This window comes from Lactobacillus sp. W8172 (genome assembly GCF_016102055.1).
Classification (GTDB): Bacteria; Bacillota; Bacilli; order Lactobacillales; family Lactobacillaceae; genus Lactobacillus; species Lactobacillus apis_A.
Map to the genome: position 1 here is coordinate 257,796 of NZ_JACFPG010000002.1, position 16,540 is coordinate 274,335.

The 16,540-nt window shown below is 37.0% G+C and carries 10 protein-coding genes; 5 read left to right on the forward strand and 5 right to left on the reverse strand.

Annotated elements, in window-relative coordinates; genetic code table 11:
- Positions 1-64: 64 nt before the first annotated feature.
- From H3R21_RS04770 to H3R21_RS04790, 5 genes are all read right to left on the reverse strand, one after another.
- Positions 65-889 (reverse strand): histidine phosphatase family protein, encoded by an 825-nt coding sequence (locus tag H3R21_RS04770; RefSeq protein ID WP_046308179.1) that lies wholly within the window; start codon positions 887-889, stop codon positions 65-67.
- Positions 890-915: 26 nt separating this feature from the next.
- On the reverse strand, positions 916-2,364 hold the full coding sequence (locus H3R21_RS04775) for a glycoside hydrolase family 1 protein (RefSeq protein WP_370628088.1): 1,449 nt from the start codon (positions 2,362-2,364) through the stop codon (positions 916-918).
- 62 nt (positions 2,365-2,426) lie between these two features.
- Entirely contained in the window at positions 2,427-3,872 is a 1,446-nt protein-coding gene (locus H3R21_RS04780; RefSeq protein WP_198183379.1) for a glycoside hydrolase family 1 protein, read from the reverse strand.
- 28 nt (positions 3,873-3,900) lie between these two features.
- On the reverse strand, positions 3,901-5,880 hold the full coding sequence (locus H3R21_RS04785; RefSeq protein ID WP_198183381.1) for a beta-glucoside-specific PTS transporter subunit IIABC: 1,980 nt from the start codon (positions 5,878-5,880) through the stop codon (positions 3,901-3,903).
- Positions 5,881-6,014: 134 nt separating this feature from the next.
- Positions 6,015-6,905 carry a PRD domain-containing protein gene (locus tag H3R21_RS04790; RefSeq protein WP_046307887.1) on the reverse strand — a complete coding sequence of 297 codons (891 nt, stop codon included), beginning with the start codon at positions 6,903-6,905 and terminating at the stop codon, positions 6,015-6,017.
- A gap of 260 nt (positions 6,906-7,165) precedes the next feature.
- Between H3R21_RS04790 and H3R21_RS04795 the strand changes: the two genes are divergently transcribed.
- The 5 genes from H3R21_RS04795 to H3R21_RS04815 all read left to right on the forward strand — a co-directional run.
- Positions 7,166-8,119: a class A sortase gene (locus H3R21_RS04795; RefSeq protein WP_198183383.1), complete on the forward strand. Its 954-nt coding sequence runs from the start codon at positions 7,166-7,168 to the stop codon at positions 8,117-8,119.
- Between the two features lie 301 nt (positions 8,120-8,420).
- Positions 8,421-9,875 carry an SLAP domain-containing protein gene (locus H3R21_RS04800; protein ID WP_198183385.1) on the forward strand — a complete coding sequence of 485 codons (1,455 nt, stop codon included), beginning with the start codon at positions 8,421-8,423 and terminating at the stop codon, positions 9,873-9,875.
- Positions 9,876-10,518: 643 nt separating this feature from the next.
- Positions 10,519-11,292, forward strand: coding sequence for a MucBP domain-containing protein (locus tag H3R21_RS04805; RefSeq protein WP_198183387.1), 774 nt, complete (start codon positions 10,519-10,521; stop codon positions 11,290-11,292).
- 447 nt (positions 11,293-11,739) lie between these two features.
- A complete protein-coding gene (locus tag H3R21_RS04810) occupies positions 11,740-14,196 on the forward strand; it encodes a BspA family leucine-rich repeat surface protein (protein WP_198183389.1) in 2,457 nt (818 codons plus the stop codon).
- 47 nt (positions 14,197-14,243) lie between these two features.
- Positions 14,244-16,540, forward strand: a 2,297-nt coding sequence (locus H3R21_RS04815; RefSeq protein ID WP_198183391.1) for a BspA family leucine-rich repeat surface protein, incomplete at its 3' end; no start/stop codon positions are given.

The window sequence follows — 16,540 nt, forward strand, 5'->3', positions numbered from 1 at the left end:
ATAATAAAAACCCCGAAGTTAAGATTACTTAATTTCGAGGCTTTTAACGAAGTCATACTTCTTTTTATTTAGCTTTCATGCCATTGTTATAGTATTCCAAACTACCAATTTCTCCAGACAACTTAAATTTGCCATTTTGATAAATTAGTTTAGTTACAGAATCATTAGCTAATCCTTTACCTTCAAAAGAAGGGAAATTCTGTGTTGATAAAAATAAGTTAATCGACATGCCTGAACTTACTACTAGAACATTACCACCTTTACGCTGGTGTTTCTTTGCAATTTCAGTCAGTACATCAGTCATCCGTTTTTCAACAACCTGTGAGCTTTCCGCACGGTATTGTTCAGGCAGATTGGTGTTTAACTTATTTTGCTGATCTAAAGCATAGTATCCATCTTGCATTTTATTTTGGAACAGTTTGCCTTCTTTTTTCACAAAGTCGTCAATACTGTCATAACCAAAATATGCTGCAATTTCAGGAACATTTTTTGCTACATCTGGTCGTCCTTCGTAACTACCATAGTTGCATTCGCGAAGACGCTCGTCAGTCTTAACTTTTATCTTCTTGTTACCAGAGTAATCCAAAGCTCCACGAGCAGTTTTTTCTTGTCTACTCAAATCACCAGAATATGCTGCTTTAAACTTTGTTCCTTTAAGACCTTTTCCAAGATACTCTGCCCCTTTGACACCATTATCAGTCAAAGTATAGTCACTCCAGCCTTGTGCAAGGTGCATAACATTAGCTGTAGTTTCGCCATGACGCGTCAAATAAATCACTACAGGCTTATTATTGTTCTTGCTCTTTGCTTGAATTTGAGTGGAGTTAGTAGAGAATATCCCCAAAATTCCTACAAGTACTGTCAAAAAAGTAATTACTTTACGTTTCATTTTTTCACCTAAATTAAATATCATAATTATGCTAAATCTGCACCGTTAGTCTCGATAACTTTCTTGTACCAGTCAAATGATCTCTTCTTGTAACGATCAAATGTACCGTTACCCTCATCGTCTTCATCAACATAAATGAAGCCGTAGCGCTTAGACATTTCACCTGTTGAAGCACTAACTAAATCAATACAACCCCAAGGTGTGTAGCCCATTACGTCAGCACCATCATCAATTGCTTCTGAAATTGCTTCGATGTGTTCACGAAGATAGTCAATTCGATAGTCATCATCAACATAATGGTTTTCATCTGGCTTATCAATCGCACCCAAACCATTTTCAACGATAAATAATGGCTTTTCATAGCGATCTGACAATTCGTTAAGGGCAATTCTCAAACCAGTTGGGTCGATTTGCCAACCCCAGTCACTAGCTTTCAAGAATGGGTTCTTAACTCCACCCAACAAGTTACCAGCGGCAGTTTCTTGATTTTCATGAGTTACATCAACTACTAATGACATGTAATAGCTAAAGCCAATGTAGTCAACGGGGTTCTCAGCAAGCAAGTCAAGTTCTTCATCATTGTAATCAATATCACTTAACTTAACACCATCACGAGCCAGTAAACTCTTAGTATAAGCTGGGTAATGACCACGAACTTGTACATCAGTACAGAAGAAATTATTAACTTGGTTATCTTGCAAAGTAGCTAATTGATTCTTGGGATCAGAATCATAGCTATAGGTAGTTCCATATGCAATCATACAACCAATCTGCATATCAGGATTAATCTCGTGACCAATCTTAACAGCTTTAGCGCCAGCAACAAATTGATTATGCCATGCTTGGTAGATATTCTTCTTATCACCAGCACCATTGCTCAATACCAAACCTTGACTCATGATTGGAAAATGAGTTGCACTGTTAATTTCGTTAAAGGTCATCCAGTATTTAACCTTGTCCTTATAACGAGTTAAAACTGTGCGTGCAAAGTTCTCATAAAAGTCAATTAACTTTTTATTCTTCCAACTACCGTATTCAGTAACCAAGTGGAGTGGCATTTCATAGTGTGAAATGGTAATAACTGGCTCGATGTCATACTTTAAACATTCATCGATCAATGCGTCGTAGAACTTAAGCCCTTCTTCATTTGGCTGCTCTTCGTCACCGTTAGGGAAAACTCTTGACCAAGCAATTGAGAAACGATAGCATTTGAAGCCCATTTCAGCAAAAAGCTTGATGTCTTCTTTAAAGTGATGATAGTGATCAATACCAACATGGTTTGGGTAAGTATATTTAGGATCGAGCTTAAAATCAAAGTCAGGTGAAGCGATAATGTCCATTCGCTCTTTTCCACCAGGCAAAACATCTGCAATCGATAAACCTTTGCCGCCTTCTTGGTAAGCACCTTCTAATTGGTTAGCAGCAGTTGCGCCGCCCCATAAAAAGCCTTTTGGAAAATTATTAGTCTTCATCATAGAATTTTTCCTTTTCGTCAAATTCACTGATAGTTTTCTGAGCTATTACGCAAAGTGAACTATTATGCTAAATCTTCACCATTAGTGTCGATAACTTTCTTGTACCAATCAAATGATCTCTTCTTGTAACGATCAAATGTACCGTTACCTTCATCGTCTTCATCAACATAAATGAAGCCGTAACGCTTGGACATCTCACCAGTTGAAGCACTAACTAGGTCGATACAGCCCCAAGGAGTGTAACCCATTACGTCAGCACCATCTGAAATTGCTTCAGAAATTGCTTCGATATGTTCACGAAGGTAGTCAATTCTGTAATCATCATCAACATAGTGATTTTCATCAGGCTTATCAATCGCACCCAAACCATTTTCAACGATAAATAATGGTTTTTCGTAACGATCTGATAATTCGTTAAGGGCAATTCTCAAACCAGTTGGGTCGATTTGCCAACCCCAGTCACTAGCCTTCAAGAATGGGTTCTTAACACCACCCATCAAGTTACCATTAGTGGTTTCTTGATTTTCGTGAGTTACATCAACTACTGATGACATATAGTAGCTAAAGCCAATGTAGTCAACTGGGTTCTTAGCAAGTAAATCAAGTTCTTCATCATTGTAGTCAATGTCACTTAATTCAACACCATCACGAGCCAGTAAACTCTTAGTGTAAGCTGGGTAATGACCACGAACTTGTACATCAGTACAGAAGAAGTTATTAGCTTGATTATTTTGCAAAGTAGCCAATTGGTTCTTAGGATCAGAATCATAGCTGTAAGTAGTTGCATATAAAATCATGCAGCCAATTTGCATGTCAGGATTAATTTCATGACCAATCTTAACAGCTTTAGCACCAGCAACAAATTGATTATGCCATGATTGGTAAATGTTCTTCTTGTCGCCTGCACCATTGCTCAATGCCAAGCCTTGACTCATGATTGGGAAGTGAGCTGCACTATTAATTTCGTTAAAGGTCATCCAGTATTTAACCTTGTCCTTATAGCGAGTTAAAACTGTGCGTGCAAAGTTTTCATAGAAACCAATTAACTTCTTGTTTGTCCAACTACCGTATTCAGTAATCAAGTGAAGTGGCATTTCGTAGTGTGAAATGGTGATAACTGGTTCGATGTCATACTTCAAGCATTCATCAATAACTGCATCGTAGAACTTGAGGCCTTCTTCATTTGGTTGCTCTTCGTCACCATTAGGGAAGACTCTTGACCAGGCAATTGAGAAACGGTAGCATTTGAAGCCCATTTCAGCAAAGAGTTTGATGTCTTCCTTAAAGTGATGGTAGTGATCAATACCAACATGGTTTGGGTAAGTATATTTAGGATCAATCTTAAAATCAAAGTCAGGTGAAGCGATAATCTTCATTCGCTCTTTTCCACCAGGCAAAACATCTGGAAGTGATAGTCCTTTGCCGCCTTCTTGGTAAGCACCTTCTAATTGGTTAGCAGCAGTTGCGCCACCCCATAAAAAGCCTTTTGGGAAATTATTAGTCTTCATAAAAGATATTCCTTTCTTTAAATACTTATTATTCTAAGTCTAGCAACTTGTCACCAACTGTTACATCACCGCTAGCAACCACATTAACCTTATGATAGTTATTAGTGTTAGTAACAATGATTGGCGTTGTAACTTCGTAGCCAGCCTTCTTAATTTTATCGATATCAAATTCGATGAGTGGTTCGCCTGCTTTAACAGTTTTACCCTTCTCAGTTAATAGTTTAAACCCTTCACCGTCTAATTCAACAGTGTCCATGCCGATATGAATCATAACTTCGGCACCCTTAGGTGATCTTAAACCAATTGCATGTCCAGTTGGGAAAGTCATTGCAATTTCACAATCAAATGGTGCACATACTTGTCCATCTTTTGGTTCGATTGCAACACCTTGACCCATTGAGCCACTTGCAAATACTTCGTCTTTAACATCACTAAGAGGTACGATCGTACCATTTAATGGAGCAACCAATTTTTCAGCTTCGTTGTATGAAGCTTGAGCTGCTGGCTTTGCAACAGTTTCTGTTTCTTCTTCTGACTTAATGTTTCCTGCTTCTGCAGCAGTGCCAGCAGTAGCAAGAGCAGCTTGTTCATCTAAAGTCTCATCAACACTGTTCTTACCAAAGATCATTTGAAGAACAAAACCAAGAACAGTTGCAACAACCATTGCAATAATTAAGCCGTATACAGTACTGTCAAAACCATTCTTGCCCATTGCACCTGGAATTGAGAAAATACCCATTCCGGCCATAATGTAGAGCTTAGTACCAAAGAATCCGATTAAGCCACCACCGACTGCGGAAGCAATACAACTGATAATAAATGGCTTCTTACGTGGTAATGTAAGGCCGTAAATAGCTGGTTCAGTAACACCGAAAATACCCGAAACAAAGGCTGGAATAGCAATACTACGAGTCTTTTCATTCTTAGTTTGGAAGATCATTGCTAAAACAACACCAGTTTGAGCAAATGATGCAGCTAATGACAAACCAACAATTGGGTCATAGCCCATTGCAGCAACGTTGGTCATCATAACCGCAACGAAGCCCCAGTGAACGCCAAAGATAACAAATACTTGCCAGAAAGCACCCATTAATACACCGGCCAAAATTGGGCTAAAGTTGTAAATAGCACTTACGATTGCAGCAATACCATTACCTGCCCAAGTTGCAACTGGTCCGATAACAAGGAAAGTAACTGGAACAGTAATCAGTAAAACAACAAATGGTACTAAGAAAGTCTTAACAACGTCAGGAATAATCTTACGAGCAACTTTTTGTACCTTAGAAGCAAACCAAACAGCAATAATGATTGGAATAACTGATGAAGTATAATTCATTGAAATTACTGGGATGCCCAAGAAAGTCATATGAATTGGAGCTTGTAAGAAAGTGCCCTTGAAGATAGTAAACAATGCAGTCTTACTACCAGTCATTGCAACAATTGATGGATAACAGAGTGCAGCACCGATAGTTGCACCTAAATAAGTATTTATGCCAAACTTGTTAGCTGATGAAATACCTAAAATAACTGGTAAGAAGTAGAATAAACTATCACCAATTGCGTTTAAGATAATGTAGGTACCTGAGGTTGCTGATAACCAACCCAAAGCTAAGAACATTGCGTTAAAGCCCTTGATCATACCAGCAGCACACATTGCACCTAAAAGTGGATTGAAGATACCAGAGATTAAGTCGATAAACTTATCAGTTAAACTCATGTTACTGTTATCAACATAGTCATCAGGAACTGATCCACCATCGCCAAAGCCACCAATTTTAATTAAAGTATTGTAGACGTCAGCAACGTTATTTCCAATAACAACTTGATATTGTCCACCAGATTTAACCAGTGATAAAACACCATCAGTTGCTTTCATCTTTTCGTCATTTGCCTTTGAAGTATCCTTCAATTTAAAGCGTAGACGAGTTGTACAATGCACCACGCTGGCAACATTTTCTTTACCACCAACGTTGGCGATAATTTCACGACTTAGTTCTTCGTAAGCCATTTTTCCCTCCAAAAATCTAAAACCCGAGAATATAAAGAATCTGCTCTGTAAATTACGTTACGCAAAATACATAGCTCATCTTTAAGTTCTCGGGTTAATGCCTGTAAACAGTAACACACCGTTTAAACTAGTAATTAATTTTTAATTGAAGATTGCTCTGAATCATCAGTATGATCACTCTTCTGGCGATGAGTAACTCGCCATACATGAAGCGTTAAATATACTTCATCATCAGGTTGCAATTTCCAACCAGCTTGTTTAGATAAATAAGTGCCGATTTTTAAAACCGTCTCGTATGCTTTTTGATACTTTACTTTCATTAGTTCAAGTAAAGAAATATCAAGCTCACTCCCATCACCTTCATCATCTATTGGGTAGAGATGACGCACCATAAATGATCTAAGATGCGTCATAAACCTACTAAAATTAAATGATTCAGTGTCAAGTTGCATGCCGTATTGATATTCAATAATTTCAACTACACCGCGTATCAGCTTGGTAATCTTGATTGTGTCTTGAATTTTAGCTTGGTTTGAACCGGCGTTGATAAAGTGGTAAGTGAGAAAAACTTCTTCCGTCTTTGGAAAAGCCAATCCTGTTTCCCCATCAATCAACCTTAGCGCGTCTTTTGCAGCAGCATACTCTTTGGGAAATAGTTTATTTAATTCCCAGCCGAGCGTATCCTGCCCAAGTTCAACACCATCATCGGTTCGCTTTAGCATAAAATCGATGTGATCAGCTAAAACCAGATACTGATAATCAGAAAACTTTACGTCCAATCGCTTGTTAACTAAGTTAATAACATCGGTTGTTAAGGACAATGTTCGATCATCAAGATCACTAACACTATCAATCATCTCCATGTTCTTCTCAACTGCAACAAAACGACGGGTAATTTTATCTTCATCAATCAGATCACCCGGCTTTTTACCAAAGCCAATGCCGTTTCCGATCACTACCCAATCAACACCAGATTCATCCGACACCAAGGCAGCGTTGTTGTTAAAATTCTTGATAAATTTCACTCAGCAAACTCCTCTTTCAATAAAAAAACCTATGAACAACACTATGGGTTTATATCCTTGTTGTTCATAGGTTAATGCCTGATCGAATCAGTAACACACTTATTTACGTATATGATTATAGAACAGTGTTAAAGCGATTTCAATAATTATTTGAAGATTTTTATCAGTACTTGTATTTATTTCAAATAAATGTGCAAATAGCGCTTTTTTCTCTAAAATAAAGTATAGTGATTATTAAAAATAGCGGAAGGTAAACTAAATTGGCTAAAAAAGAGCAAAAAACTTCATTATTAAGGCAAAAAATATGGTCTTCCATTCAAATTATTCTGATTGGCGCCCTTTTTTACTTGGGCGTTACCCTGATCTTTTTTGGTTCAGGCTTTGGGAGCTCCTATCTTTTCCAACAAAACGCTGAAAAAGCAACTTCAGAATTAACTGCTAAACAGGCTACTAAAAACAAAAAGTGCAAGACTAACTATGATGCGAGCAAAACAGAATCGATTAGCGCAAGCAGGATACTAAAATCAAAGCAAGTTAAGGCCTATGCAATTGGGCGTATTTCAATTCCAGCCGTTAGCATTCATAATCCTTTGTTTGCCGGATACGGTGATCAAAATCAAAATTTAGAATACGGTGTAGTCACCTGCCTCCCCGACAGAACAATGGGCGGCAAAAACAACTACGTTTTAGCTGGCCATTACATGGGCTCATATGGACCGGCGGTTTTAGACAATCTGCATTTAGCCAAAATAGGTGACCTGATTTACGTAACCGATCTTCATCATATTTATGTCTATGAAACAAATAGTATTTCGTTTGCAGTAAAGCCTACTCAGGTGGAAGTCGAAAATAATGTTAATGACAAAAGTATGATTACATTGATAACCTGTTCCGATTTCAACACGTCAAAATATGGTTACGGTGAGCATCGAACTGTGGTCCAAGGCGACTTAATTAGTAAAGTTAAGGCAACTAAAACAAATCTTGCCGCTGCAGAGCTAGCTGCTAATTCTGAATCCAAAGAAAATACGAAAGAAATTTCTTTACCTGTTAAAAACAAGAAGAAAGTAGTCAAAAAACGCGTTCAAGTTCATTCACGTATCCACCCACAATTTTTTCAAAAAATGAGTGTAATCAATGCTTGTGTGATTGGCTTTAATATTATCTTCTTCATCATTATCTGCTGGTGTTTAGTGCGAACTTGGCGTAGATAATTTCGCTAAAATGCGCCTATTAATAAATAAATTTGGAGTTTTCACTATTCATATACGTGTAGTATTAAAATGCTAGATAAATCAAATTAATAAGACAAAAAGCATGTTACCTTGGGAATTTCAACAAAGTAACAAGCTTTTTCGTCAGTCATAAATTTTATTTAAACAAATTATTAATTTTGATATTAGAAAATTGGTCAATTATAATTTGATTTAAATTATATTATGAAATTTAATGGTTAGTTTTATCCTGTCCTAATATACTGTAAATGTACTTAACTTTATTCTATAGGAGGATATCATGAATAATCACAATAATATTCAACAAAAGAAAGAAAAGTTATTATTTTGCGGTATGGCACTAGCAGCACTGGGATTAGTAGCTGCTAGCCCAACCACTGCCAGCGCCAAAACTACTGCACCTGCTCAAACTACCGAGCAAGCCAATACAGATAAAGGTAATACTGACACAAATAAAGATAAGCCAATCGTAAAAGACTGGAATGGACTACAAGTCACATATGATCAAAAGACACATGAACTGATCATCCCCGAAGGAACAATAGCAGCTCCTGATGGTGCTGATCCTACATCAATTAGTGCTATCAAAGATATCAATTCTAATGAAATCCATAGCATTAACTTTAAAGGCAAATTAACTATTAAAGGTTCAGCTTCTGGCTTATTTAGTAATCTTCCTAAGCTAGAAAAGATTGATCTTACTAACGTTGATACTTCAAATGTAACAAACATGGATCTTCTATTTGCTTTCTGCTCAGGTTTAAGAGAGATTGACGGCCTTACAGACACTGCAAACGTTACTAGCATGGGGGCCACGTTCTATGGTTGTTCAAGCCTGACTAGTATTGACTTATCCCACTTCAATACTAGCAAGGTTACTTGCATGATTAGTATGTTTAACGGCTGCTCAAATCTAAAGGAATTGGATTTAAGCAACTTTGATACTTCGGCAGTAGATATGATGGACTACATGTTCGCTGGCGACAAGAACCTGTCTTCTCTAGATATTAGTAGATTTAAGCTAGGCAATACCTCTAATGTAGACAAAGCCATTACCATGAAAAACATGCTCGAAGGTTTGGACAGCTTAACCGCCTTCACATTCAGCATAAATGATGACCTCAGCAAAACAGGTTTTGATACTAAAGCAGTTTGGGAGGACATTGGTACTGGAACTGTTGAAAAACCCACTGGCAAAAACAAACTCTCCACTTCCCAATTGCTTGAAAAATACCCTACTAGCCAAAAACAATCAGCAATAACGTATGTCAAAATTGCTGAAGATCACTCAGCTACCCCATCAACTCCTAATGTTACCGCACCTATTACTAACAACAAACCAATTCCAACTACTCCTTCAACCCCTAAGCCAATCGAGAGACCAGTTTACCGCACAGTCATGCATAACACTTACGTTTATGATCAAAATGGTGCTCTTAAAAACGGTGAATACTTTGCTGGTCAATCAATTGGAACATACGGTACAAAAATAATTGATGGCAAGAAATACTATTCTTTAGGAGACAATAGCTTCGTTAAAGCTAATAATGTTTCTGGTATTAAACGTAGATTAACACATAGTGCATATTTATATAATGCAAAGGGTAAAAGAGCTAACAGAAAAGTGCTTAAAAAGCATAAGTCGGTTGTAACTTATGGTGGTTCTGTAAAAATTCACGGTAAGCGTTTCTATATTGTCGGCAAAAACAGATATGTTAAGAAAGCTAACTTTTAGGAAAACAAATAACAAGTATATAGCAGTTCTTAGGCACATGGTGGTAAGGATGGTAATAGCTTAGTCCTGACGAAATTTCAAGCGATAACATCGGTGATAGCTATACTGCAACCAGTTTGTTCAGCAGTGTCACTTGTGCTTATCAAAAAGCGAACACATAAGCACAAATAGAACTAATATATAATAATACTTAGGTATTATGCCTAAAAATGCGATTCCCTAACTGGAATCGCATTTTTTATTTACTTGTAACATCTGTAACAAAAAACTGTACAATCTTTCTCTATCATGCATATGTTAATATATAAATTGTTGGTGTATATTTGAAAGAGTACATAAAATGACAAAGCACACCATAGTTTGCAGTATTTATGAAACACCTTTTATACCTTCGTACCAATATATTTCACGTAACCTTTTAAAAATCCCAAGCTTAATAAAATCGAATTATGAAGCAACTGTTTTTGTCAGACATAGCGCGGCCTATACCCAAGCCATCTACAGCTTATTGCAAAGGCGCTTGTTAGCGACTATTAATTTATACTACACTTATATGCAACAATATGTTACACTCTAGTAGTCATAAACATAATTTATATTATTCCTAGTTCTGTTTATTTTAAGAGAATAGAAAAGCAAGTGTATGAAAATGAACGAACATTTAAGACTTAAACATTTATTACTGAGCTCTTTAGTAATTACAGCTTTCGTCACAGCTTCAATTGGTACCAATTCTGTTGCTGCTGCAGCTACTGGCTCAAAGACTTTTTCTTTAAAAGCTACTAATGGAAAATCAGCTAGTTCTGGCGCAGGAATTATTGCCACATTTAAGAAGGATAGATTGAGGAAAACGCCAAAAAAGGGCAAAAAAATTAGAGCGCGCACTTTTGTCCTAGGTGTTTCTGACGGTACAATGGCAGATACTGAAGGTATAAATGCCTCACCAGTGCCTAGCAACAACAGCTATGTTATCGTGCATTATCATAGTCAAACAGGCAAGATACTTGCACCAGATAAGATTTTACAGGGAAAGATTGGTGACACTTATTTCACTTCAATACAGAACATAGCAGGTTATTCACTATCTGAAGTCCCTGCTAATACAACCGGTACTTTTAGTTCTAGTCAACAATCAGTGACTTATGTTTATGGCCTTACTGACGTTAAAGCAGACAGTTCTGCAAGTACAGCTAATAAAGGCGTTAGTTCAAAATTAACTACTCAAGCTACCCATAAATCACAAACAAAGAACGCAACTCCAAACGTTGCAAACCAAGCTGATGTTACAAGTCGGAATTTACCACAAACAGGAATAAAGCAAGGTGTACAATTGTCTTTTCGAGGGCTAGGTTTCTTATCAATATTTGGAGGCTTGATAGGAACATGGTGCAGTCGTAAGGGAATAAAATATAGTTAGTTATCAAAATCTATATTTAATAAAAAACCGAATCATATGAGATTCGGTTTTTTATGTCCCAAATTTTAATATAACGCTCCGGATAGCTCTTTTAATTTACAAATTAAACCAACATTAAAAAGCAACAAAAAATTACTGCTTTTAAAAAATATTTTTTAAATAACAGATTTCCTTTTTTCGCTTTTTCCTCACCTAACCAATCTTTTAAGTCAGTTTATTTAAAATTTCAAAGTCCTTACTAAATATAATTTTTTCAGCCCATGGGACATCGTTATTTGTTATTTTTCCCGTGATATCAAGACTTTTTTTTGCAATTCGTTATTAAATTCCGTGATTTTCTCTTTTATTGTTATCTTGATTTTTACATACATAAATATATAATATCGGAATACGCATACGTATATAATAGCTGTGATGTATATAAATAAATAATGAGGTACTTTAATAATGAAAAACTCAAGAAACGTAAAAGGAAAAGTTCTACTTAGTAGCTCAGCTGCTGTTTTACTTGGCCTAATTTCCGCTAATCCCCAATTAGTCAAAGCAGATAGTGTCCCTACTAATCAAGCAGCTTCTAAGGAAGATACTACTACCAATGAGATTCCAACCCCGTCAGAAGAGGTCATTAGTGAACCTACAAGCACCACTGATCCTGCTGTGAATCAAGCTGCAGTAGCTGCTCAAGATTCTGATGCTAACGCAAGTAAAAAAAGAATTGAGGGAACTGTCGCTGGACTGCAAGTTTCCTATGATCTTGACACTGATGAGCTCACTATTTTAGGTGGTACTTATGCAAATATCATTAGTTACGACGATTGGATTTCTAACCAATCTCTTTCTGACAATGAAGGAAATTCCATACACCTTGGAAATGCTACGCAGATTGTTATTACTGGTAAAATAAGTCTTAACTCTTCAAATAATGCTAATTATTTATTCGCTGGTTTTTCTGACGTATCTAAAATTGTAGGATTAGAATACCTAGATCTTTCTCAAGCAACCAGTACAACTTACATGTTTAGTGGCTGTGAAGATTTGACTTCACTCGATCTTTCTAGCTTTAACACTGCTAATGTAACAAACATGGACTTTATGTTTAGGGGCTGTGAAAGCTTAACCTCTCTCAACTTGTCTAACTTCAATACTGCTAACGTAGAGAGCATGGTATCTATGTTTAGAGAGTGTACATCTTTAATCTCTCTTGACCTTTCAAGTTTTAACACTGCTAATGTAACAGAAATGGTATCTATGTTTAGGGGCTGTGAAAGTTTAACCTCTCTCGACCTTTCTAACTTCAACACTGCTAATGTAACAGACATGAGATTTATGTTTGAAGAGTGTGCATCTTTAATCTCTCTTGACCTTTCTAGCTTTGATACTGCTAGTGTAAATAATATGGTTAAGATGTTTTATGGATGCTCATCTTTAACTTCACTCAATGTTTCTAACTTTGATACTGCTAATGTAACGAACATGGAATCCATGTTTGAGAAGTGCACGGCTTTACCATCTCTTGATCTTTCAAGTTTTAGTATCTTAAAAGTAACAAACATGATAAGTATGTTTGAAGATGATGAAAAACTAGTCGACTTAAATATATCAAGTTTAAAGACTACTTTACCTGTAGAACTAGATTCAACTTTTAAGAACTGTGCCAGCTTAGTTGAATTGAATTTAGAAAACTTCCATATCCCAGCTTCAGTTGATACAGAATTAGCATATACATTCTATGGTTGTACAAGCTTGCGGAAGCTTAACATTAAAAATATTATTCCAGGTGCTGCAGAGTACGGTGGTATGCTAGGTAATTTACCTAGCTTAAATACACTTGTTCTAGGTGAGTTCACTGATCTCTCAACTATTTTGTCCAGCGGCCGTATAGACGATATGGGACTAGATACTGAAGGAATTTGGCTCAATGTTGGTAATGGTACAACAATTAGACCTGAAGGCACAGAACAGTATACTTCCGAACAATTAATGGCGGCACGTGCCATAACCATGGTTGGTAAACAACGTAACTTCACAAAGGCTGAAACATATGTCCGCATGGGCAAGCCTATTACTATCCACCATGTAGATGAATCAGGAAAACAAATTGCAAAAGATACTATTTTCCCTGGTAATTTTGGCGATCCTTATTCAATTATCGGCGACTCCGTTGCAGGCTATACTTTAAAAGTTGGTCAATCCCCTGTTACTGGTATTTATGATAATGACGACACAAAAGAGCGCGAGTTTACCTTTGTTTACATTAAAAACCCTGGTACATCCAACCCTGGTACATCCAACCCTGGTACATCCAACCCTATCAAAGGAGAAGATGTCATTGTTCATTATCAAGATGAAAAAGGCAAGACTATTGCACCTAGTGAGATTTTAAGTGGAAATATTGGCGATGGTTATGTTTCAACCGCTAAAGACATTGCTGGATACACTTTAAAGACTCGGCCAAAAAATGCCAAGGGATTCTTTAGTGGTACTAAGCAGAATGTTACTTACGTTTATAGTAAGACTACTTCCAAGACTGAAGGTGAAACTGCAGGCAACGGTAAAGGAAAAGGCAACGGAAGCAAAGGCAACGGAAGCAAAGGCAACGGAAGCAAAGGCAACGGAAGCAAAGGCAACGGAAGCAAAGGCAACGGAAGCAAAGGCAACGGAAACAAAGGTAACGGAGTAAATAGTGCTACTCTTTCCAACTCAGGTCGTTATGGTGATCGTACAAATGCAGTAGGTAGCGACAATGATAGCCTAAATTCAGCTAACTCCTCTATCGACAATCAACAACTACCAAAGACAGGCTCTGAGAAGAAGTCCCAACTAGCAGCTATTGCACTTGGCTCAATCACTTTAACCAACGCTTTAGCACTTCTTTGGACAAAAATTAAAAAGTTTAGTAAATAGTAAAACATATAATAACCGATGTATATAAATAATGAGGTACTTTAATAATGAAAAACTCAAGAAACACAAAAGGAAAAGTTCTACTCAGTAGCTCAGCCGCTGTTTTACTCGGCCTGATTTCCGCTAATCCTCAATTAGTCAAAGCAGATAGTGTCCCTACTGGTCAAACAGTTTCTAAGGAAGATACCACTACCAATGAGATTCTAACCCCCTCAGAAGAGGTCATTAGTGAACCTACAAATACTGATGATCCAGCTGTGAATCAAGCTACAGTAGCTGCTCAAGATTCTGATGCTAACACAAGCAAAAAAAGAATTGAGGGAACTGTCGCTGGACTGCAAGTTTCCTATGATCTTGACACTGATGAGCTCACTATTTTAGGTGGAACATATGCAAATATCATTAGTTATCGCAATCGTATTTCTAGCCAATCTCTTTCTGACAGTGAAGGAAATTCCATACACCTTGGAAATGCTAAGCAGATTGTTATTACTGGTAAAATAAGTCTTAACTCTTCAAATAATGCTAACTATTTATTCGATGGCTTTTATGAAGTATCTAAAATTGTGGGATTAGAACATCTAGATCTTTCTCAAGCAACTAGTACTGCTCGCATGTTTAGGGGCTGTAAAAACTTACTCTCACTTGATATTTCTAGTTTCAATACTGCTAATGTAACAAACATGGAATCTATGTTTGAGAAGTGTGCATCTTTAACCTCTATCGACTTTTCTAACTTTAACACTGCTAATGTAACAAACATGGACTATATGTTTGACGAGTGCATATCTTTGACTTCACTCAATCTTTCTAACTTCCATACCGCTAACGTAGAGAGTATGGAATATATGTTTAGTGAGTGTACATCTTTAATCTCTCTCGACCTTTCTAACTTCAACACTGCTAACGTTACCTGCATGGTTAATATGTTTGAGAAGTGTACATCTTTGATTTCACTCAATCTTTCTAACTTCAACACTGCTAATGTAACAGACATGAGATCTATGTTTGAAGAGTGTGCATCTTTAATCTCTCTTGACCTTTCTAGCTTTGATACTGCTAGTGTAAATAATATGGTTAAGATGTTTTATGGATGCTCATCTTTAACTTCACTCAATGTTTCTAACTTTGATACTGCTAATGTAACGAACATGGAATCCATGTTTGAGAAGTGCACGGCTTTACCATCTCTTGATCTTTCAAGTTTTAGTATCTTAAAAGTAACAAACATGACAAGTATGTTTGAAGATGATGAAAAACTCGTCGACTTAAATATATCAAGTTTAAAGACTACTTTACCTGTAGAACTAAATTCAACTTTTAAAAACTGTGCCAGCTTAATTGAGTTAAATTTAGAAAACTTCCATATCCCAGCTTCAGCTGATGCAGATTTTGACTCTACCTTTTATGGCTGTACAAGTTTGCGGAAGCTTAACATTAAAAATATTATTACAGGTGCTGCAGAGTACGGTGATATGCTAGGTAATTTACCTAGCTTAAATACACTTGTTCTCGGTGAGTTCACTGATCTCTTAACTATTTTCGCCACTGGTTTTACAGACGATGTGGGACTAGATACTGAAGGAATTTGGCTCAATGTTGGTAATGGTACAACAATTAGACCTGAAGGCACAGAACAGTACACTTCAGAGCAATTAATGGCGGCACGTACCATAATCATACCTAGTAAACAACGTAACTTCACAAAGGCTGAAACATATGTCCGCATGGGCAAGCCTATTACTATCCACCATGTAGATGAATCAGGAAAACAAATTGCAAAAGATACTATTTTCCCAGGTAATTTTGGCGACCCTTATTCAATTACTGGTGACTCCGTTGCCGGTTATACTCTAAAGGCTGGTCAATCCCCTGTTACCGGTATTTATGATAATGATGACAAAAAAGTACGCGAGTTTACTTTTACTTACATTAAAAATCCTGGTACATCAAATCCTGGTACATCAAATCCTATCAAAGGAGAAGATGTCATTGTTCATTATCAAGATGAAAAAGGCAAGACTATTGCACCTAGTGAGATTTTAAGTGGAAATATTGGCGATGGTTATGTTTCAACCGCTAAAGACATTGCTGGATACACTTTAAAGACTCGGCCAAAAAATGCCAAGGGATTCTTTAGTGGTACTAAGCAGAATGTTACTTACGTCTATAGTAAGACTACTTCCAAGACTGAAGGTGAAACTGCTGGCAACGGTAAAGGAAAAGGCAACGGAAACAAGGGCAACGGAAACAAAGGCAACGGAAACAAAGGCAACGGAAACAAGGGCAACGGAAACAAAGGCAACGGAAACAAAGGCAACGGAAACAAAGGCAACGGAAACAA

What these genes read in the sequence shown, in the direction of transcription:
- H3R21_RS04770 (WP_046308179.1), bottom strand. Translation starts at nt 889, where the DNA reads ATGAAACGTAAAGTAATTACTTTTTTGACAGTACTTGTAGGAATTTTG.
- H3R21_RS04775 (WP_370628088.1), bottom strand. Translation starts at nt 2,364, where the DNA reads ATGATGAAGACTAATAATTTTCCAAAAGGCTTTTTATGGGGCGGCGCA.
- H3R21_RS04780 (WP_198183379.1), bottom strand. Translation starts at nt 3,872, where the DNA reads ATGAAGACTAATAATTTCCCAAAAGGCTTTTTATGGGGTGGCGCAACT.
- H3R21_RS04785 (WP_198183381.1), bottom strand. Translation starts at nt 5,880, where the DNA reads ATGGCTTACGAAGAACTAAGTCGTGAAATTATCGCCAACGTTGGTGGT.
- H3R21_RS04800 (WP_198183385.1), top strand. Translation starts at nt 8,421, where the DNA reads ATGAATAATCACAATAATATTCAACAAAAGAAAGAAAAGTTATTATTT.
- H3R21_RS04805 (WP_198183387.1), top strand. Translation starts at nt 10,519, where the DNA reads ATGAAAATGAACGAACATTTAAGACTTAAACATTTATTACTGAGCTCT.
- H3R21_RS04810 (WP_198183389.1), top strand. Translation starts at nt 11,740, where the DNA reads ATGAAAAACTCAAGAAACGTAAAAGGAAAAGTTCTACTTAGTAGCTCA.